The 19,854-nt window shown below is 61.7% G+C and carries 20 protein-coding genes; 6 read left to right on the top strand and 14 right to left on the bottom strand.

What is annotated here, in order from left to right:
• Positions 1-110: 110 nt before the first annotated feature.
• The 10 genes from C9422_RS14025 to C9422_RS13985 form a co-directional block, all read right to left on the bottom strand.
• On the bottom strand, positions 111-2,789 hold the full coding sequence (locus C9422_RS14025) for an RHS repeat-associated core domain-containing protein (protein ID WP_165824776.1): 2,679 nt from the start codon (positions 2,787-2,789) through the stop codon (positions 111-113).
• Positions 2,790-2,895: 106 nt separating this feature from the next.
• Positions 2,896-3,036, bottom strand: a complete 141-nt coding sequence (locus C9422_RS32215) for a hypothetical protein (protein WP_165824774.1) — start codon at positions 3,034-3,036, stop codon at positions 2,896-2,898.
• A gap of 307 nt (positions 3,037-3,343) precedes the next feature.
• Complete coding sequence (locus C9422_RS14020; protein WP_007979219.1) at positions 3,344-4,354, bottom strand: YeiH family protein; 1,011 nt, start codon at positions 4,352-4,354, stop codon at positions 3,344-3,346.
• A complete protein-coding gene (locus C9422_RS14015; RefSeq protein ID WP_007979217.1) occupies positions 4,351-4,677 on the bottom strand; it encodes a Rieske 2Fe-2S domain-containing protein in 327 nt (108 codons plus the stop codon). Before C9422_RS14015 ends, C9422_RS14020 begins: the two co-directional genes overlap by 4 nt.
• Complete coding sequence (locus C9422_RS14010) at positions 4,674-5,336, bottom strand: DsbA family oxidoreductase (RefSeq protein WP_116581053.1); 663 nt, start codon at positions 5,334-5,336, stop codon at positions 4,674-4,676. Before C9422_RS14010 ends, C9422_RS14015 begins: the two co-directional genes overlap by 4 nt.
• A complete protein-coding gene (locus C9422_RS14005) occupies positions 5,333-6,664 on the bottom strand; it encodes an MFS transporter (RefSeq protein WP_007979212.1) in 1,332 nt (443 codons plus the stop codon). Before C9422_RS14005 ends, C9422_RS14010 begins: the two co-directional genes overlap by 4 nt.
• Before the next feature lie 92 nt (positions 6,665-6,756).
• Entirely contained in the window at positions 6,757-7,809 is a 1,053-nt protein-coding gene (locus C9422_RS14000) for a 3-keto-5-aminohexanoate cleavage protein (RefSeq protein ID WP_116581052.1), read from the bottom strand.
• Between the two features lie 100 nt (positions 7,810-7,909).
• The gene (locus C9422_RS13995) at positions 7,910-8,758 is read right to left on the bottom strand and encodes a TauD/TfdA family dioxygenase (RefSeq protein WP_007979208.1); all 849 of its coding nucleotides are present in this window, start codon (positions 8,756-8,758) and stop codon (positions 7,910-7,912) included.
• Between the two features lie 13 nt (positions 8,759-8,771).
• On the bottom strand, positions 8,772-9,752 hold the full coding sequence (locus C9422_RS13990; protein WP_116581051.1) for a quinone oxidoreductase: 981 nt from the start codon (positions 9,750-9,752) through the stop codon (positions 8,772-8,774).
• A gap of 107 nt (positions 9,753-9,859) precedes the next feature.
• On the bottom strand, positions 9,860-10,123 hold the full coding sequence (locus C9422_RS13985) for a hypothetical protein (RefSeq protein WP_116581050.1): 264 nt from the start codon (positions 10,121-10,123) through the stop codon (positions 9,860-9,862).
• A gap of 119 nt (positions 10,124-10,242) precedes the next feature.
• On the opposite strand from C9422_RS13985, the gene C9422_RS13980 reads away from it, so the two are divergent.
• From C9422_RS13980 to C9422_RS13965, 4 genes are all read left to right on the top strand, one after another.
• Positions 10,243-12,165: an alkaline phosphatase D family protein gene (locus tag C9422_RS13980; RefSeq protein ID WP_116581049.1), complete on the top strand. Its 1,923-nt coding sequence runs from the start codon at positions 10,243-10,245 to the stop codon at positions 12,163-12,165.
• A 140-nt stretch (positions 12,166-12,305) separates the two neighbouring features.
• The gene (locus tag C9422_RS13975; protein ID WP_116581048.1) at positions 12,306-12,788 is read left to right on the top strand and encodes an adenylate kinase; all 483 of its coding nucleotides are present in this window, start codon (positions 12,306-12,308) and stop codon (positions 12,786-12,788) included.
• Positions 12,789-12,996: 208 nt separating this feature from the next.
• Complete coding sequence (locus tag C9422_RS13970; protein WP_056728535.1) at positions 12,997-13,251, top strand: type II toxin-antitoxin system prevent-host-death family antitoxin; 255 nt, start codon at positions 12,997-12,999, stop codon at positions 13,249-13,251.
• On the top strand, positions 13,248-13,502 hold the full coding sequence (locus C9422_RS13965) for a Txe/YoeB family addiction module toxin (RefSeq protein ID WP_116581047.1): 255 nt from the start codon (positions 13,248-13,250) through the stop codon (positions 13,500-13,502). Before C9422_RS13970 ends, C9422_RS13965 begins: the two co-directional genes overlap by 4 nt.
• Positions 13,503-13,510: 8 nt before the next feature.
• Here the strand turns inward: C9422_RS13965 and C9422_RS13960 are convergent, their stop codons facing one another.
• Complete coding sequence (locus C9422_RS13960) at positions 13,511-14,686, bottom strand: aspartate aminotransferase family protein (protein WP_116581046.1); 1,176 nt, start codon at positions 14,684-14,686, stop codon at positions 13,511-13,513.
• 102 nt (positions 14,687-14,788) lie between these two features.
• On the opposite strand from C9422_RS13960, the gene C9422_RS13955 reads away from it, so the two are divergent.
• Together C9422_RS13955 and C9422_RS13950 are read left to right on the top strand one after the other, a co-directional pair.
• Positions 14,789-15,694, top strand: a complete 906-nt coding sequence (locus C9422_RS13955) for a LysR family transcriptional regulator (protein ID WP_116581045.1) — start codon at positions 14,789-14,791, stop codon at positions 15,692-15,694.
• Between the two features lie 61 nt (positions 15,695-15,755).
• Positions 15,756-16,769, top strand: coding sequence for a sensor domain-containing diguanylate cyclase (locus tag C9422_RS13950; protein WP_116581044.1), 1,014 nt, complete (start codon positions 15,756-15,758; stop codon positions 16,767-16,769).
• Between the two features lie 4 nt (positions 16,770-16,773).
• Here the strand turns inward: C9422_RS13950 and msrA are convergent, their stop codons facing one another.
• Genes msrA through msrB form a run of 3 tightly spaced genes read right to left on the bottom strand, consistent with a single transcriptional unit; the run spans position 16,774 to position 19,836 of the window.
• Positions 16,774-17,481 carry a peptide-methionine (S)-S-oxide reductase MsrA gene (msrA, locus tag C9422_RS13945; protein ID WP_116581043.1) on the bottom strand — a complete coding sequence of 236 codons (708 nt, stop codon included), beginning with the start codon at positions 17,479-17,481 and terminating at the stop codon, positions 16,774-16,776.
• Positions 17,482-17,511: 30 nt separating this feature from the next.
• A complete protein-coding gene (locus C9422_RS13940) occupies positions 17,512-19,284 on the bottom strand; it encodes a cytochrome c biogenesis protein DipZ (protein ID WP_116581042.1) in 1,773 nt (590 codons plus the stop codon).
• 33 nt (positions 19,285-19,317) lie between these two features.
• Positions 19,318-19,836 carry a peptide-methionine (R)-S-oxide reductase MsrB gene (gene msrB, locus C9422_RS13935; protein ID WP_116581041.1) on the bottom strand — a complete coding sequence of 173 codons (519 nt, stop codon included), beginning with the start codon at positions 19,834-19,836 and terminating at the stop codon, positions 19,318-19,320.
• Between the last annotated feature and the right edge of the window lie 18 nt (positions 19,837-19,854).

Here is a 19,854-nt window from a genome sequence, read left to right as displayed (position 1 = left end):
TAAAATTTTTTACTTCGCATCTAAGTCGTTCGCACTTAAGTCGGTCCTCCGCCCTCCTATAGAGAATCAATCATTGGCCAACCAACAGCCGCCATCGTTTGATGTGTGCTTTAGGAACGACTCAAGTTTTGATGTATTTCACGATGATGCCGTTTAAGGATATCTGACCGTTTAAATTTTTCGTTACAGTCCAGCACCGTGCAGCGAAAAGGCCGCGCGTCACTGTGAATGACGCTATGGTTGTTCAACGTACCCAACTGCTTAAACTTTCTGCCACATTTCGTGCATGCATAGAGCCGCTCATCGGTATGCACTTTTAGATGTATGTTAAGGTTCCACTTTGTTTTAAAAGACTTCCTGCAAGTGGGACAGACATGAGGATTTGACACTCCGGATGAAACACCCGACGGACCGGGAACGTGAGCCGACTCTCTATCCTCCCGGCCGGAAGGAGCTGCTTGATCCCCTGTCAAGGCATTTGGCACTCTAGAAACAGGACCTGACGGGCCGGGGACGGGAGGCGCCGGAGTGCCCGATGTCGGTTGGAACAATTGGGTCTCGTCAATATTATACAAATCCTCCAAGCTGGCAGGCTCTTCTTGATCCCCTATCGGGTCGCCAACTTCGGTAGAGTTAACTGGGGTTCGGGGACCAACAACGTTGGTTTCAATTATGTCTGTCGGTATAGGTGGATTGGTCGTCGTTACAGGTGGACTGGCCGTCGGTTCAGGCAGAGCAAACCCACGTTGACGATCTAAAGAGCGTTCGTACAACACGCCCTGAACACGCGCCGCCGCCGCCCCTGCTGCATCAAGTAACTCACCGCCTTCTTCTACATACTTTGTTTTAAGTACCCTCATCCGCCCGTCACTGTCAGCAAAACTCACCGGCGAATTCCTAACAAAACAGTACAGATTCAACCCATCCACCGCCCCTGCCGGGTCCGGATTGATCCAGCGACTCAACCACGGCGCAAAATAGCGATAACCGTAGTAATACAACCCGGTCGCATCCCGCTCCTTGCCCGAATAACGCAGGGTTTTCCAGGCGCTGCTCTGGTCGCTGTGGTTCTCCCAGGCCGTGCCGCCGAACGGGTAATACGCTTCCCGACTCTGCACGTTGGCGTGATCGTCGAGTTCCAGCGTGCCGGAGCCCAGATGGTCGGTCAGGTGATAACGCAACGCGAACGTCGGCGCCTGCGACCCTTGCAGCCATGTCACCCGATTGCGCCCGGCCTCCAGGTCAAGCACCTGATGCGCAGGGGCGCCGTTGCGAAAGTGGATCTCCAGTCCCGGCAGGTAGCGCACTTCGCTGGTCACGGTTCGAGCGTCGGTCAGGGCCGTGCGGACTTTGCGCAGGCGCTTGCCTCCGCCACCGTAGAGGTAGCGTTCGGTGTCGTCGGCTTCATTCTCCCGTTGCACCGGCGACACGCTGGTCAGCTGGTTGCGCAAATCCCAGGTCATGACTTGGCCGCGCTGCAGACAGCGCAGGTTGCCATTGCGGTCGAAACGGTTGTCGAAATCCAGCGGCTGATCCTCTTCGAGCAGGCTGCGATTGCTGTTCGCGGCAACGGCCCAGCTCCGGGTGAAGGGTTGCGCGCCGAGGTGCCGCAGTTCGGTCATGTTGCCGGCCGGGTCGTAGTCGTATTCCTCGCGGTAGTTCAATACAGCGTTGGGGTCTGCGGAGGTTCGATACTGGCTGACGGGATAAACCGAAGATCGCTCGGCCTCCCAACCCGTGGCGCCGATCAACTGGCCGAGGCTGTCATAGTCGAAGGTGCGCAACGCCTCTATGCGCTGGTTCTTGAAGAAGCGCACTGGCAATGCGTGGTCCTTGATGCCCACGATGTTGCCAGCCGCATCGACTTCGTAACTCAGATCCTGCACGGGTGACGCGCCAGGCAACCCCGCGGCCAGACGCAACAAGCGCCCGTCGCTGGGGGCGTACTCGGCCTCGGTGACCACGCCATTGCCGGCGGTTTCGCGTTCGACCTGACGGCTCGGGTTGTAGCGAATGTCGTGGACCAGGCACTGGCCGGGGGCAGGGTTGTTCGCCGGTTGCAGCCAGCCCTCCTTGAGCTGCCCAGCCACGGTGTAAGCGAATCGCCGACGGTGGCCGCCGGCATCGACAAGGCTCAGCAAATCCCCCGCCGGACTGTAAGACCAGCGACTCTCCAGCCCCACCCCGGGCTCAAGTAATGCATCACGTGCCGACTCGTCCAGCGGCCAATCGGGTGTGTCCAACTCCGTGAGAAAGTGGCTGATTTCACTTTGCGCCAGCCCCAGCAAATCGTACTCGGGCATATGCCGGGTACCGGCGGGATCGTCGTGGCGAATCAGTCGACCACACTGATTGCCGACTTCGATATCGGCGGCGCCGTATGTGAAACGCTCGACCACCCGCCCCGCCTCACCACGTGCCTGCTCCAACACCGTCGTCGGGCGTAGCGAGGTGTCGTATTCTAAGTCCTGCCGCGAGCCTCGACTGTCCCACTGGCTCAGGGTTTCACCGGCCTGCCCCAGCAGTAACACCCGCCAACCGGCGTCGACGCTATCCGTCGCCAGCACAGTCCCTGTCAGGCTGAAACCGTGCCCCATCGCCGGAACCGGCAACCGCGCATCCCACTGCTCAACCCCACGCCCCGCCGCATCGAACACCTGCCGCGTGACCCGGGGCCTCGGCGTTTGTCCGACCGCCGCGCGCCAGTAGCCCACGCCACGCACAGCGAGCCCTCGCGGATCCATGGCCGTAAGGGTGGGCGTGGCGTGATGCACAGAGGGATTGTTCATGGGCTCTGGATAGCATTCGCGGTCGGCCAGCGTCTACTGTCAGAAATTACAGGTGAAGCCAGGGCATGAACGTGCGCCCCCTTCAACGCCCACGACGGCTGCGCCTTCAATCGCTGGCAAGCCAGCTCCCACAGGGGACCGTGCCCACGCTGAAACTGTAGGAACAGCCGGTCGACGCTCGATTGCTGGCGATGAACTCCAGTGCGCCGCGCTCATCCAGTTCACCCGCGTTATCGTTAACGACCATCGCTGGCAAGCCAGCTCCCACAGGGGGCCGTGCCCACGCTAAAACTGTAGGAGCCAGCCTGCTGGCGATGGACTCACGTGCGCCGCGTTTATCCGGTTAACACGCGTTATCGTTGACGACCATCGCTGGCAAGCCAGCTCCAAGGGACCGCGTCCGAGTCCAAACCTGTGAAAGCCGCAAAAAAAAACGGCGACTGCTGGTACAGTCGCCGCGAAAGACCGGTGTTTGTGACACCGGTCGAGAGCCCCACGGCATGAGGAGTCAACGCCGTTTGGCCCTGCCATAAAACCTGTGCGTGACGAGGTGTTCAGAGCCCCCAGCGCAGCAGCAACAACACCAGCACGACGAGGAACACCGTCTCCCCCACCATCAGCAGGATCGGCTTGATCCCGACCGCCGCCAGCTCGCGCAAGCGGGTCTTCATGCCCAGGGCACTGATGGAAATCACCAGGCACCAGCGCGACAGTTCGTTGACCGTGCCTTGCACCGCCGGCGCTATCCATCCAGTGCTGTTGATGCAGGCCAGGATCAGAAAGCCGACGGCGAACCACGGCAACAGCGGCGGGCGCTTGCCGGTCGGGTCGGCGCCTTGCATGCGGGTGATCATCGCGGCGGTGACGATCACCGGCAGCAGCATCGCAACGCGCATCAGCTTGACCACCGTGGCCGTGTCGCCGGTCTCGGTCGACATGCTGTAGCCGGCGCCGACCACCTGGGCCACGTCGTGGATCGTGGCGCCGAGGAAAACCCCCGCCACCTGTGGCGACAACTGCAGCCAGTTGGCGATCATCGGGTAGACGATCATCGCCAGGGTCGACAGCGCCGAGACGCCGATCACAGTGAACAGCGTGGCCCGCTCTTTCTGCGGATGGTTCGGCAGCGCCGCTGCCAGTGCCAGGGCCGCCGAAGCGCCGCAGATGGCGGTCGCGCCGCCGGTGAGCATGCCGAACAGGCGCTGGAAACCCAGGGCCTTGGCGGCGATCACAGAGACGCTGATGGTCACCACCACCAGGATCACCACCAGCGCAATTGGCTTCCAGCCCAGCGCGGCCATTTGCTCCAGGGTGATGCGCATGCCCAGCAGCGCCACGCCAATGCGCAGCACCGTGCGGGCGGTGAACTCGATACCGGCCTTGCACGGGCCGTCATCGGCGAGAAAATTCAGGGCCATGCCCAGCAGCAAGGCGAACAGCATGACCGGCGCACCGTAGTGCTCGGACAGGAACGACGCGGCGGCCGCCACGATCAGGCTGACGATAAACCCCGGTGCCAGTTCGCGCGTGCGACTGTGGATGCGGGTGAGAGCAATGGCGCTCATGGCGCGGCCTCCTCGGAAACGATGACGATAAACGCCTGGTCGTCGATGATCTCGACCGGGTAGTTGGTGACTTTGACTTGCCTGGAGTTGAGCAAATAACCGCTATGCAAATCGAAGCGCAGGCCATGGGCGCAGCATTGAATCACCCGGCCCTCAAGACGCCCGCCACACAGCGAAGCGCCCTGATGCGGGCAGCTGTCGTCGATGGCAAACAGCTGCCCGTCGACGTTGAACAACGCCAGGCTTTTGTCCTCGAATTCGAACAGCGCCCGGCCACCGGCCTGCGGGTGTTTGCCGGCCGGCACGGGAATGCGCCGGGTCATGCTGGCTGCCGCTCGCGATCACTTTCCTTGAGGGCCTCGTTCATGGCCCCGAGCAGCGCCTGAGCAGGTTGTGCACCGATCACCGTCATGCGGTTGTCGAACTTGAAGCTCGGCACGCCACTGGTCGCGCCGGGAGATCCTTCGAACGGCGTGGCATCGCCCTTCAGGCAATCGAGCAGCCCTTCCGGAGCGACGCCGCAGGAGCGGGCAATGCCCAGCAAGGTCTCGCGGCAACCGAGGTTTTCACGTCTCTGGAAATAAGCGGCGAACAGTCGTTCGAGCAGCATTTCACGCTGACTGGCATTGCCCAGTTCGCTGACACGCTCGAACAATCGATGGGCGTCCGCGGTATTGGGCATCGTCTCGATGCGGCTGAGGTCGATGGCCAGGCCAACCGCACTGGCCGCCTGCTGGACCTGCTTCTGGCGCATGGTCATGGCGTCGGCATTGCCCAGGCGCTTGCGGTAGAAGTCGGCAAAGGGTTCACCCTCTACCGGAATCTGAGGCAACAACTGCACGCCATGCCACACCGTGGTGATCTGCACGTCCGGGTGACGACTGCGAAACTGCACCTGCGCATGCTCCAGTTGGCGTTTGCCGATCAGGCACCAGGGGCAGATAAAATCGAAAAACACATCAATACGTAAACGACGACTCACAACTTCACCTCTAAACCCGCTTCACCGACAGGGTCAGGCACGCTCTGACCCTGAAGCCGGGCAATATCTCTGTGGTAATGACACTTGGCATAAAAGAACACCGCCGCCGCCGCGAGGCTGACCAGTGGCACCAGTTGAAACGCGGCATGCAGACCGATGAGGTCGGACACCCGGCCGGTGATGAACGGTCCCGGTGCCAGCCCCAGCATGTTGTTGGCCAGGGTCAGCGTGGCGAACGCAGTACCGTGCACCGAGTAATGGGTCAGGTTGGCAACCATCGCACCGGCGGGGCCGGTGGTGCCCGTGGCAATCGCCATGCCCAGGCAGATCAGCAGCAGTTGCACTGGCCCTGCCTGCAAGGCAAACGCCGCCGACAACAGCAGGCAACTGCCCAGGCAGAAGCCGATGGCCAGGCTGACCTTGCGCTCCGGCGAGTTGCGACACAGGCGGTCGCTGAGCATGCCGCACAGGATCATGCCCGCACCGCTGCACAACACGATGATCGCCGCCATGCCGCCGGCCTTGTCGGTGGGCATGTCGTAGTAGCGGTTGAGGTAGCTGGGAATCCACACCATCACCGTACCGCCGACGAACAACTGCAAGCCGCTGGCGATGTAGGTCGACACCACCGAACGGCTGGACCACAGCGTGCGTAGCGGACGCTTGACCGCCGCAGCCGTCTTGTTCGCAATCTGCGCGGCACGTTGTGGCGCAATGCGCGCTTCCTTGACGATGAGCGGATAAAGCAGCGCCAGCACCAGGCCAAACAACGACATGCCGGCGAACGACCAACGCCAGCCGAGCTTGGCGGCAATCGCACCACCCAACGCCATGCCCAACACCGAACCGAACATCCCGCCTGCCATGAAGGCACTGGCCAGGGTGGCCCGCATGTGTTTGGGGAACACCGAAATCACCACCGCGATGCCCACGCTGCCGTAGGCGGCTTCGCCGACACCGACCATGAACCGAGCGATGAACATCTGTTGGTAGTCCTGCGCCAACGCGCAACCCAGGGTCGCCACGCTCCACAGGAACGCCATCAGCGCCAGGCTCTTGACCCGGCCGAAGCGGTCGGCCATCAACGACAGGGGAAACGTCAGCAGGCCGACCATCAGGGCAACGATGCCGCTGAGCAGACCCAACTGTCCGTCGCTCAACGCCCACTCAGTCTTGAGCAGGGGGAATACCGCGTTCAGTACCTGACGCGACATGTAATCGGAAATCAACAGGCCGAACGTCAAGGCAAAGACGATCCAGGCATATTGGCGCGCAACGCCGACTCCGCTGGAGTCGTCATCGTCAGCGGCTATTGGGTGAAAGGCCATGCAGCCTCCTCAAGAGCTTTGTTTTATTTTTGTTATCAAGCGTGTAACGGTCAGGCGGACGAGAGGTCACGGCCTCTCGTCCCGACCCTCGGTCAACCGCGTTGCGGTACACCTTTTTGCCCAGCCTTGCGGTTGGGGGCCATGCCGTTGGCCAACAGGGTTTCTTCGATGGTTTCGTACTGCACGCCGATGCGGTAGATCTCGCGGGCTTCTTTGCCGGTGGCGATTTCGCGGCCCAGTTCGTGGGCGATGCGCACGGTTTGCTGGATCTGTGCCACCGAGCCGAAACGATCGCCCTTGTGATCAATGATAGTGTCTTCATTGCCCACGCGCGGGTGCATGCCCATGGCCATCGACATGGTGTTGAATGGCATGACGTTCTTGAGCAACGATTCGGAGGTCAGGGTGCAACCGTCCGGCGCGCGGTGGATGAAGTTGAAGAAGTTGAACGGGTTCGGGCCGTCGAAGCCGCCACCGATGCCGATCCAGGTCAGGTTCAGCGGGCCCTTGTAGATGCCCCTGCGCACCAGGCGCTCGAGGGTTTCCATGGCGTGCATGCCGGTCAACTGGAAGTGCGGCTGGATGCCGTTCTCCGTCAGGCGCTTGAGGTGCTCGGCAACCCAGGCCGGGCCTGCCGGCACGGTCATTTCGCTGTAGGCGGCCTGGAACATCGGGTTGGCCAGGGAGGTGCCTTCCAGGTATTCCGGATACAGCAGCTCCATGATGTTCATCTGGGTGGTGTTGATCGCCACGGTGACCTGATCCGGCTTGGGGGTCAGCTCGGCCAGCATGTGGCGAGTGTCGTCGGACAGCCACTTGGCCGCTTCACCGTCGCTTTCCGGGGCGAAGGAAATCGAACCGCCGACCTGGATGATCATGTCCGGCACGGCTTCACGCACACCGGCGATCAGCTCGTTGAATTTCGACAGGCGCTTGGAGCCCTTGCCGTCCAGTTCACGCACGTGCAAGTGCAGAACCGTGGCGCCGGCTTCATAGCATTCGACCGCTTTCTGGACTTGCTCGTCCATGGTCAGCGGGATGTCTTCCGGAAAGTCTTCCGGCATCCACTCCGGGCCGTACGGGGCCACGGTGATGACTACCTTTTCCATGTTTTCCGGGTGCAGCGAGTCGTCGAAGAATTGCATGGTCTACTCCAGTTCTTATGCCAGTTCTTATGATTGTCCCGCCCACCCGGGGTCGTGCCGGGTAAGCGTGCTTAAGAGTGCGAATGCAGGTGGCGTTCGATCAGAACGTCTTGTCGCCGATGATCCCGGCACGTTCCATCTTGCGATGGCAGGGCGGGTAATCCATGACGGCGTAATGCTGGGTACTGCGGTTGTCCCAGATGGCGATGCTGTTCGGCTTCCAGCGCCAGCGCACCTGATACTCGGGGATGTACGCCTGACTGATCAGGTAGCGCAGCAACTCGCCGGCGCCGGGGTTGGCGTCCTGGCCGAAGCGCACCCGCTCAGGGGTGTGGTAGTTGCTGAAGTGGGTGGTGAAGGCGTTGACGAACAGCACCTTCTCGCCGGTTTCCGGATGGGTGCGCACCACCGGGTGCTCGGCGTCCGGGTACATCGCCTTGAGCGCCAGACGCTTTTCAATCGGCATCGCCGCACCGAAGCTCGCTTCGATGCTGTGGCGGGCACGCAGGTCGGCGATCTTGACCTTTACGTCTTCCGGCAAGTTCGCATAGGCCTGGACCATGTTGGTCCACATGGTGTCGCCACCCACAGGCGGGCATTCCACGCAACGCAGCACGCAGCCCATCGGCGGTGCTTCGCGCCAGGTGGCGTCGGTGTGCCAGGCGTTTTCATAGCGGTCCATCGGCTGGTCCGGATTCTTGTAGATCCGCACCAATCCCGGATGATCCGGATCACTGCCGGCCACCGGATGATCTTCCAGCTCGCCGAAACGTCGGGCGAAGGCCACGTGCTCGGCGCGGGTAATGTCCTGATCGCGCAGGAACACCACGCGGTGCTTGAGCAACTGGGCACGAATCTCGGCAAACAGACCGTCGTCATGCACCGCGTCGGCCAGGTTGACGCCGATCAGTTCGGCGCCAATGCTGCAGGTCAATTGTTCGACTTTCATGGCTGGCCGCTCCTTAAACGACGAAAATCGAAGAACCGGTCGTCTTGCGCGATTCAAGGTCGCGATGGGCCTGCACCGCGTCCTGCAGGGCGTAGTGCTGGTTGATCTCGATCTTGATCCGGCCGCTGCCGACGTGGTCGAACAATTCGCCGGCCAGGGCGGCTTTTTCGGCCGGATCGCTGATGTAGTTGGCCAGGGCAGGACGGGTCAGGTACAGCGAACCTTTCATCGCCAGCATCACCGGGTCGAACGCCGGGATCGGTCCGGATGCGGTACCCACGCAGACCATCAGGCCACGGGGTTTCAACGAATCCAGCGAACCCATGAAGGTGTTCTTGCCGACACTGTCGAACACCACGTTGACGCCCACGCCGTCGGTCAGTTCGCGAACACGAGCGGCGACGTCTTCATGGCTGTAATTGATCGTATGGTCGCAACCGTGAGCCCGGGCGATTTCCGCCTTTTGCTCGGTCGAAACCGTGCCGATCACGTTCAGGCCCAGCAACTTGGCCCACTGCGAAACGATCAGGCCGACACCGCCGGCAGCGGCGTGCAGCAGGATGGTGTCGCCGGCCTTGAAGTCGTAGATGCGGCGCATCAGGTACGAAGACGTCAGGCCGCGCATGGTCATGGCGGCGGCGGTTTCGAAGCTGATGGTTTCCGGCAGCTTGATCAGCGGCGCGGCCGGGATCAGGCGCTCGGTGCTGTAGGCGCCGAGGGTATTGAGAAAACCGGTGTAGGTGACGCGATCACCGACTTCGACGTTGGTGACCCCTTCACCAACGGCCTGGACCACGCCGGAAGCCTCGACGCCCATGCCATTAGGCAGCGGAATCGGATAGGTACCGTTACGGAAATAGGTGTCGGCGTAGTTCAAGCCAACCGCCACATGACGGAGACGAACCTGGCCTGGACCGGGTTCGCCGACTTCGACGTCCTCGTAACGTAGAACTTCGGGACCACCGGTTTCATAAAAGCGTACGGCTTTGGCCATTTTTCTTATTCTCCAATCTGCAATATGGGCGTGTTGCATCGAATTGCGCTGATTGGACTGTAGGACGAGGCCTGTTGTGACGCTTCTCATCAGGCGACAATGGCTTTTCATTTCATGACAGGCGGGGGCGCTCCCTCCTTGCCGTCGTTCGGCTGGTCAGTGGTTTTTTCGCCAGCGGCCGGTGCTTGCGGCTTGCCGAATCCGGCCTTGGCGTTTTCGGCCTTGCTCTTGTGGATATCGCAGCCCTCCAACTCGCTGACCTGGGTGCAACCGGACTGCTCGAGCTGTTTGCGGTACTTGTCGTTGATGGCATGGGCCGGGGATTGGGCAATGAGCAAAATGGCCAATGCCGGCAGGATGATTTTGTACATGCGTTCCTCTCTCCCATTGAAAAATGCCGACACATGGCGCGGCAGACTCACTCTAGCCTGCCCCGTCGCCACCTGCGCTATCATCGCCCGCCTCGATGCCCCAGGAGCCTTGAACCCGGATGTCCGAAACACTGCCACTGCCCGATGATCACCCAGCCCTGCCGCCGGTCCTGGCAGGCCCGCTGCTGCGGCGCCTCGAGCCCACGCGGCTGGTGCTGTGGCTGGTGGGTTCCCGGGCGCTGGCGTTGACCTTGCGCCTGCAGGGCGTCGGTGACATCCGCCTCGACAGCGGGCAATGCACGGTGATTGCCGTAGGGGCTCATGCCTTTGTGCACATGATCGACGTGCCACTCGATGGCGCCCTGCCCTGCGACGAGTCGATCGACTACGACCTGCTGATCGACGGTGCAGAACACGGCATCGCTGACTGGGCGCCGCACCTGCTGTACGGCGATGCCCCTTGCCCGAACTTCGTCCTGCGCGCACGGGTCGATCAGTTGCTGCACGGTTCCTGCCGCAAGCCTCACCACCCGGCGGCAGACGGCTTGCTCTGCGTCGACCGCTTGCTGGCGCAGGAACATGCAGCCAGGGACCGCCCGGCACTGCTGATGATGACCGGCGATCAGGTCTACGCCGACGATGTCGCAGGGCCAATGCTGCGGGCGATTCACGCCTTGATCGAGCGCCTGGGCCTGTTCGGCGAACACCTCGAAGGCGCCGTGGTCAGCGACAGCGCCAGGCTCTACGAGCATCCGGCCAGTTACTACCACCGTGCGGACCTGCTGCCGGCGCTGCAAAGCAATGAAACCCTGCGCGAGCGTTTCTTCGGTGGCGCACGCAAGCCGATCTTCACCAGCAGCAGTGCCGACAATCACCTGGTGACCTTCGCCGAAGTCATGGCCATGTACTTGCTGGTCTGGTCGCCCGTGCCCTGGGCTCTGATCGCCCCCCAGGTACCGACGCTGACACCGGAGCGGCTCCAGCGCTACGCCCTTGAACAGACGCGCATCGATGCCTTCACGGCCGGCCTTGGCAACGTCGCCCGGGCACTGGCGCATCTGCCGACGCTGATGATTTTCGACGACCACGACATCACCGATGACTGGAACCTGTCCGCCCAATGGGAGGAAACGGCGTACGGCCATCCGTTCTCCCGGCGCATCATCGGCAACGCACTGCTGGCGTACATGCTGTGCCAGGGCTGGGGCAACAACCCGGACGCCTTCGCTGCCCTGCTGCACAAGGCCGGGGCGTTGAGCAGCAGCACACAGGAGCGCCACCTCGACAGCAGGGTTCAGGACGACCTGATCGATGACCTGCTGAAATTCCAGCACTGGCATTACGTGCTGCCGACCACCCCGGCCATGGTCGTGATCGACACCCGCACCCGGCGCTGGCGCAGCGAAATGAACCTCAAGCAGCCTTCCGGCCTGCTCGACTGGGAAGCCCTGAGCGAACTGCAACAGGAACTGCTGGACCACCCGAGCGCGATCATCGTTTCACCGGCGCCGATCTTCGGCGTCAAACTGATTGAAACCGTGCAGCGAGTCTTCAGCTGGTGCGGTTATCCACTGCTGGTGGACGCGGAAAACTGGATGGCCCACCGCGGCGCGGCCCAAGTGATCCTGAACATATTCCGCCACTCGCGCACGCCGGGTAACTACGTGGTGCTGTCGGGCGATGTGCACTACTCCTTCGTCTACGAAGTGCTGATCCGCCATCGCAAGGCCGGGCCACGCATCTGGCAGATCACCAGCAGCGGCATCAAGAACGAATTCCCGGCCACCCTGCTCGAATGGTTCGACCGCCTCAACCGCTGGCTGTACTCACCACGCTCGCCGCTGAACTGGCTGACCAAACGTCGACGCATGCGCATCGTGCCGCATGTCCCGGAACACGCCGAAGCTGGAGAGCGGCTGTGGAACTCGGCGGGGATCGGGCAGGTGTTCTTTAATGAAAAGGGTCAGCCGCAGGACATTTTTCAACACAACGCCAATGGCTCACCAAAGACACGAATGGTTGCGCCGGAGGGTGAGTACTAAAGGTATAACCCCTGTGGGAGCGAGCTTGCTCGCGATGGCGGCGTATCAGTCGACATCGATGTTGGCTTTGAGTCCGTCATCGCGAGCAAGCTCGCTCCCACAGTGATCCTCGTCAGGCACATAGGTAGAGGCAACTCGGCATGAACCTCACCCGCACCCTGATCATCGGCAACTCCGGCTCCGGCAAGAGCTGGCTGGCCGAACGACTGACCGGCCACCTGCAAGTGCCATGGATCGATCTGGATAAAATTCACTGGCTGTCCGACGAACACAGCATCCCCCGCCCCCGCGCCGAAGCATTGGCCATGGCACGGATCGCAGCCGACGAGCAGCGCTGGGTAATCGAAGGAGTTTACGGCTGGATCGCCAGCGAAATCCTCCATCGCGCCACAGCGTTGATCTGGCTGAGCATCGGCGACAAGGAATGCGTCGCCAACATTCGCCAGCGGGAAACACAGGATGACGAACGGTTGGTGGCATTGCTGGAGTGGGCTGGCAGCTACCGCAAGCGAGATGACTCAAGTGGATTTGCTGCACACCAGCGCCTTTTCGATGGGTTCTGCGGCGAGAAAATCCGATTGGCGGATCGAAAGGAAATCGTAGCGCTGATTCATCACCTGTAGGATTGCGTAGCTGCGGTCGGACACAAACCCAATGGATGGCATGTAGCTCAGAATGGGATTACATCTGTCACGGAAACGTCCTGAGGAACATTCGGCGATACTCGATACTGACGTGAATGCACTGTCTGCGTAACAACCACTCGTAGGTATCGCCTTGCTAACATGTACTCATTTCTGTACGGTCTTTGCATCAAGCGAGGACAATCACATGGAAACCATCAACTACACCAACGCTCGGGCACACCTGGCGCAAACCATGGACCGGGTGAATGAAGATCGCGCCCCGCTACTGGTAACCCGTCAGAAAGGCGAGCCGGTAGTGATGATGTCATTGGCCGAATACAACGCTCTCGAAGAGACTGCCTATCTGCTGCGCTCCCCCGCTAACGCTGAGCGCCTGATCAAATCAATCGGTAACCTGCGAGCCGGCAAAACCAAAACCAGGCAACTGATTGAAGAATGAATATCGAGTTCACCCCGGAAGCCTGGGACGATTATCTCTGGTTCCAGCAGAACGATAAGGCTGGGCTCAAACGTATCAACCTGTTGATCAAGGCTATCCAGCGCGAGCCCTTCGACGGTCTGGGAAAACCCGAAGCGCTCAAGCATAACTTGAGCGGATTCTGGTCACGCCGGATTACGGCTGAACATCGTCTGGTCTACGCCGTTGAAGACGGCGAAATACGCGTCGTGATGTGCAGGTACCATTACTGAGCAGAACTTCAGCTCTCTTTCACCACACCACTCACCCCTCTGACAATCATCTCCACCTCCCGCCCATCAATCGTCAGCGGCGGTAGCAGGCGAATGGTTTTGCCCCGCGTGACGTTGATCAGCAAGCCATGATCCCGCGCAGCGATCAGGCTCAGGTCACGGATCGGTTGCTTGAGTTCGATGCCGATCATCAGCCCCTGACCACGGATCGCCATGACGTTCGGGTTGCCCGCCAACTCGGTGCGCAATCTGTCGAGCAGGCGCGCGCCCTGGAGCCGTGCGTTTTCCAGCAGCCCTTGTTCTTCAACGATATCCAGTACGGTGCAACCGACCCGGCAGGCTAATGGATTACCGCCGAAGGTGCTGCCGTGGCTGCCCGGCGTGAACAGTTCGGCCGCCTTGCCACGGGCCAGGCAAGCGCCGATGGGCACGCCGTTGCCCAGGCCTTTGGCCAGGGTCATGACGTCCGGAACGATGCCTTCGTGCTGGAAGGCGAACCACTGGCCGGTGCGGCCGATACCGGTCTGGATTTCATCGAGCATCAACAGCCATGAGCGCCGGTTGCACAGTTCGCGCACGGCCTTGAGATAGCCCGGTGGCGCCAGTTGCACACCGCTTTCGCCCTGGATCGGCTCCATCAGCACCGCCACGATCCGCGAGCCATGGGCTTGTTGCACCTTGTCCAGTGCGTCGAGGTCGCCGAACGGTACTTTGACGAAATCCCCCGGCAGCTTGTTGAAACCCAGGCGTACCGCCGGGCCATCGCTGGCCGACAAGGTGCCGAGGGTGCGGCCATGGAACGCGTTCTCCATGACCACCACCAGCGGCTGTTCGATACCTTTGTGCCAGCCGTGCAGCCGGGCGATTTTCAGTGCGGTTTCGTTGGCTTCGGCCCCGGAGTTGTTGAAAAACGCCCGGTCCATGCCCGCCAGCCGCGTCAGTTTCTGCGCCAGCCGTTGTTGCCAGTCGATGCTGTAGAGGTTCGACGTGTGCAGCAGCAACCCGGCCTGTTCGGTGATGGCGGCGACGATTTTCGGGTGGGAGTGGCCGACGTTGGTCACCGCCACACCGGCGACCGCATCCAGGTATTCGCGCCCGGCCTGATCCCACAGGCGAGTGCCCAGGCCCTTGTTGAAGCTCAGGGCCAGGGGTTGGTAAGTGCTCATCAGGCAGGCGGCGGTCATGACGTCAAGCTCCAGCAAGGGTCGGTGTTTTTGCAGTATGGTTAGCCACCTGAGCTGGATAAACGCTGTAAAACTTCAATCATTTAAAAGCTGGGCTTGATAATGGATCTGTTCCAGGCAATGAGCGTCTACGTGAAAGTGGTGGAGACCGGCAGCATGACCGCCGCCGCTTTGCAGTGCGATATGTCCACGACCATGGTCGGCAACCACCTCAAGGCCCTGGAGCAGCGGCTGGGTGTACGCCTGCTCAATCGCACGACGCGGCGTCAGCGGCTGACCGAGTTCGGCGTCGCGTATTACCAGCGTTGCCTGGAAGTGCTGGGGCTGGTGGCCGATTCCGAGCGTCTGGCCGAGCAGGCCCTCGACGAACCGAGCGGGACGCTGCGCATCACCGCTCCCCTGACCTTCGGCACCGAACGCCTGGCGCCGGCACTGAGTGAGTTCAGCCGGCAAAACCCGCGGGTGAAACTTGACGTGGTATTGACCAACAGGCGCCCGGATCTGCTGGAAAACGGCCTGGACGTAGCCTTTCGCCTCGGCGCGCTGGAGCCCTCCAACCTGATCGCCCGCCCGCTGATCGACTACACCCTGACCATGTGCGCATCCCCGGACTATCTGGCCCGTCGCGGCACACCGCAAACGCCTGAAGACCTGCGACACCACGATTGCCTGTCCTTTGCCTACCCGGCCGGGGATGACTGGCAATCGGTGCAAAAGGAATGGCGCCTGGCCGGCCCCGAGGGCGAAGTCAGCGTGGGGGTCGGCGGGCCGATGCTGATCAACAGTTCGGCCGGATTACATCAGGCGGCGCGGACCGGCATGGGCATCGTGATGATGCCCGACGCCCTGGTCGAGCAGGACCTCAAGGACGGAAAGCTGTTGGCCCTGATGCCCGATTACTGCCCGCCCCGCCGGCCGATGCACCTGGTCTATGCCCAGGATCGCCACCGTTTGCCGAAACTGCGACGCTTCGTCGAATTCGCCGTACAGATGTGGGGCAAGCACTAGTCGGCCGAACAGGCCATGCACTAATCTGCTGACAGGCGAGTCACTGGCAAGGAGAGCTCAGATGGGCGAAGCATCGAATATCGAACCGTTGAAGTTCAATGTCGAAGACATGAGCGACGGCATGCTGCACACCATTCTCGAGCTGGTCAGCGACGGCATTTGGGACTGGAACGCCAACACCGGTTTCGTCTACCGCACGGCACGCTGGTACGAGATGCTCGGCTATACGCCTCATACTCTGGACAACAACGTGCTGACTTGGGAAAACGTCATCCATCCCGATGACTACCCACGCGTCATGGCCCTGTTTGACGACTACCTGAGTCAGCGTGCCTGCGGTTATCAGGCCGAATATCGCTGCCGCATGCAGGACGGCAGCTACCTGTGGATAGAAGACCGCGGCCACATCCTGGCGCGCAATGCCGATGGTTCGGTAGCGCGGATGATTGGTGCGCATCGCAGCATTGAAGACAAGCGCCGACTGTTCGAGGCGCTCGAACGACGCAATCACTCCCTCGAAGCGTTGATCGAAGAACGCACTCAGGAGTTGTCACGGGTCAATCATCAATTGCAGCTGCAGCTCGAAGAAAACCGCAAGCTGGCGCAAACCGATGCGCTGACCGCCGTTGCCAATCGCTATCGACTCGAACAGGTCCTGCCCCAGGCCTGCGACCGCGCCCAGCGCTTTCGCGAACCCCTGTCCTTGATCGCCATGGACATCGACGACTTCAAGACCATCAACGATCACTACGGCCATGCCTTGGGCGATGCCGCGCTGGTGCATGTGGTCGAGAACGTCAAACGCTTCGTGCGCGAGGGCGACCTGCTGGCCCGTTGGGGCGGCGACGAGTTCATCATGACGCTGCCCAACACCCCGTTGGCCGAAGCCCGGAGCCTCGCCGAGAAGATCCGCCACGGCCTTGCGGACTTGCTGCCCGTGGGAGACTTTCAGGTGACCATGAGTTTCGGCGTGGTCCAGCGCTTTGAAGAAGAACAGCAGACTGGCCTGATGGCACGGGCCGATCAGGCGCTGTACCGCTCGAAAATCGCCGGCAAGAACGTGATCTCGGGATAACCCCTTACCTCCCCGCCTTCACCAACACCGGTTGCTCCTGATAGCGATCCGGGTACAGCTGCTTGAGCTGCGCCACTTTCGGTAGATCGTTGATCACGATGTAGGGATAGGTCGGATGTTCGGTGAGAAAATCCTGATGTTCCTCCTCCGCCGGGTAGAAGCCGTTGTAGCTTTCCAGCCGGGTCACGATCGGTTTGTTGAACGACTTGGCGGCGTCGAGCTGGGCGATGTAGGCCTGGGCGACTCGTTGCTGTTCGCTGCTCCTGGTAAAGATCGCCGAACGATACTGGGTGCCGGTGTCCGGTCCCTGGCGATTGAGTTCGGTCGGGTTGTGCGCCACCGAGAAGTAGATTTGCAGCAAGGTGCCGTAGCTGACCTGAGCGGGATCGAAAGTGACTTCGACCGACTCCGCATGGCCGGTATTGCCGTCGCTGACGCGCTCGTATTGCGCGGTATCGGCCGCCCCGCCCGCGTAACCGGAGACGGCGTTTTTCACGCCTTTGACATGCTGGAACACCCCTTGGACACCCCAGAAGCAGCCGCCGGCGAACACCGCGGTTTCGCTGCGGGCCTGGGTGGTTTCGTCGAGGGCCGGCGGTGGAATGAGCACCGCCTCTTCGGCACCACCGAAGGAGAAGGCCGAGCATTGGCTGATGATGCCGGCAGCGGCCAGCCCCAACAATGTACGGCGCCAGGTGAACAGGGTTTTCATGAAATGGACTCCTGAAAAAAACAAGGGCAATCAGCCGAAGGTAAAGGCGTAGGCCGATGCGCCCGGATCAAGAAACTCGATGCTGAAGGTCCGGTCTTGCACACCACCGCTCTGGCGCACCAGTTGATACAAACGCTGCTCGGTCACGGTGCCGCTGCCATCGGGCGCCACGTCCATACCGTGGTCGTCACCCGGTGTCTTGCCGTCGATCAGCACCTTGAAGCGCACCGGTTTGCCATCGGCACCGGGGCCCAGCACCAGATGCAAGTCACGGGCGTGGAAGCGGTAGACGATGCGGCTGTCCGTTGCGCTGGCAGTGGCTCGCTCGGAGCCGACATGCCACTGACCGCTCAGGCTCCAGTCGTTGAGCGCCAGTTGTGCAGGCGGGTTGTAGGTGGCGACCTTGTCCGGCACCAGCGCGGTTGGCGGCACGAAATGCTCGGCACGCTGGTAGCCGACATAGGTTTCCGGCGACTGCACTTCGCTGCTGTCCGGCGCCATTTGCACGCCATCGGCCTTGGCCTCGATCAGCCCGTCCGACACCTTGCCACCCGCCTCACGCAGCAGTTGCTGGATGACCCGCTCCGACTCGGCGTACTCGCCTTCACCGAAGTGGTGATAACGAATACGGCCCTGAGCGTCGGCAAAGTAATGCGCCGGCCAGTACTCATTGTTGAAGGCACGCCAGATCTTGAACTCGTTGTCGATGGCCACCGGGTAGTGGATGCCCAGGTCCTTCATGGCTTTGGTGACGTTGTTGACGTCACGCTCGAAGGCAAACTCCGGCGCATGCACACCGATCACCACCAGGCCCTGATCGCGATACTTCTCGGCCCAGGCTTTCACATAAGGCAGCGAGCGCAGGCAGTTGATGCAGGAGTAGGTCCAGAAATCCACCAGCACCACCTTGCCTTTCAAGGCCTGGGCATCGAGGGGTGGCGAGTTGAGCCATTGCACGGCGCCCTCCAGTGGCGGCAGGCTGCCTTCGACCGGCAAGGTGCCCGGGGATTTCTCGGCCACTTGCACCGCGCCGCCGGTAGTCGAGTTCTGCGCCATCATCGCCCCGCTGTTACGCGGTAACTTGCCGGACAGTTTCTCCACCAGCGCTTGCTCGATACCACCGGTAGACGCCGTGGAAAACCGCGCCAGAATCCCCGTATCCAGGCCCAGGCCAATCGCCGCCACACCGGCCAGCATTGCGCCGCCCAAGCCACGACGAACCCATTCGCCTGCGCCAATCGAGCGTTTCATCGCCGTGAAAACCTTGCCGCCCAACAGCAACGCCAGCGCGAGGGAGGTGGCAGCACCCGCGGCATAAGCCAACAGCAAAAAGGTGGTCTGGATGCTCGCGCCTTGCAGCGCCGCACCCGTCAGCAGCAGGCCCAGGATCGGCCCGGCGCAGGGCGCCCACAACAGGCCGGTTGCCACGCCTATCAGGAACGAGGCACCAGGACGTGGCCGCGCATCGGCGCCCGCCGCTTCCGACAAACGACTGCCCGCCGCCACCAGCGGCCGGGTCAGGCGCTCGGCCAACTGCGGCAGCAACAACGTCAGGCCGAACAACGCCACGAACACCAGTGCCAGCCAGCGCCCGTACTGATTGAGCTGCACCACCCAGCCACCGCCCACCGCGGCCAATGTGGCAACCAGCGCGAAGGTCAGCGCCATCCCGACCAGCAGCGGCAATCCGCTTTTGACGAAGGGTTGCCCGGTGCGGGCGAAGACAAACGGCAACACCGGCAGAATGCACGGGCTGACAATCGTCAGCACACCACCGAGATAAGCGAGGACCAGCAGCCACATGGCGTTTACCTGCAAAAAGTGAGTGGAAGGGAATCACACCGTCTTCGGCACGAATTTCAGCGCCAGGCCGTTCATGCAGTAGCGCAGGCCGGTGGGTTTCGGGCCGTCATCGAAGACATGGCCCAGATGCCCGCCACAGCGCCGGCAGTGCACCTCCTCGCGGACCATGCCGAACGCACGGTCCTGCCGGGTGGCCACGGCCTCGTCCAGCGGAGCCCAGAAACTCGGCCAACCGGTGCGGCTGTCGAACTTGGTGGCCGAGGAAAACAGCGGCAGGTCGCAACCGGCACAGGCGAAAGTACCGTCGCGGTGCTCGTTGTTCAGCGGGCTGCTGTAGGCCCGTTCGGTGCCCTCCTCGCGCAGGATGTCGTACTGCTCGTCACTGAGGATCGCGTGCCATTCGCTGTCGCTGTGGGTCACTTCGAACTCCTCGGCCGCGCTGGCCTCACTGATCAAGGCCGAGCCTGTGGAAAACTTCGGCAACAGGCCGATCGCCAGGGCTGCAACGCCCAACCCGCCGCCCGCCAGAAGAAATTGCCGTCGTGAAAACATGCTCGCCTCCAAAATTCC

The sequence above is a fragment of the Pseudomonas sp. B1(2018) genome, from assembly GCF_003097365.1.
Taxonomy (GTDB): Bacteria; Pseudomonadota; Gammaproteobacteria; order Pseudomonadales; family Pseudomonadaceae; genus Aquipseudomonas; species Aquipseudomonas laurylsulfatiphila.
Note: the sequence above shows the minus strand (reverse complement) of the source record. Positions and strands in the feature narration are given on the sequence as shown.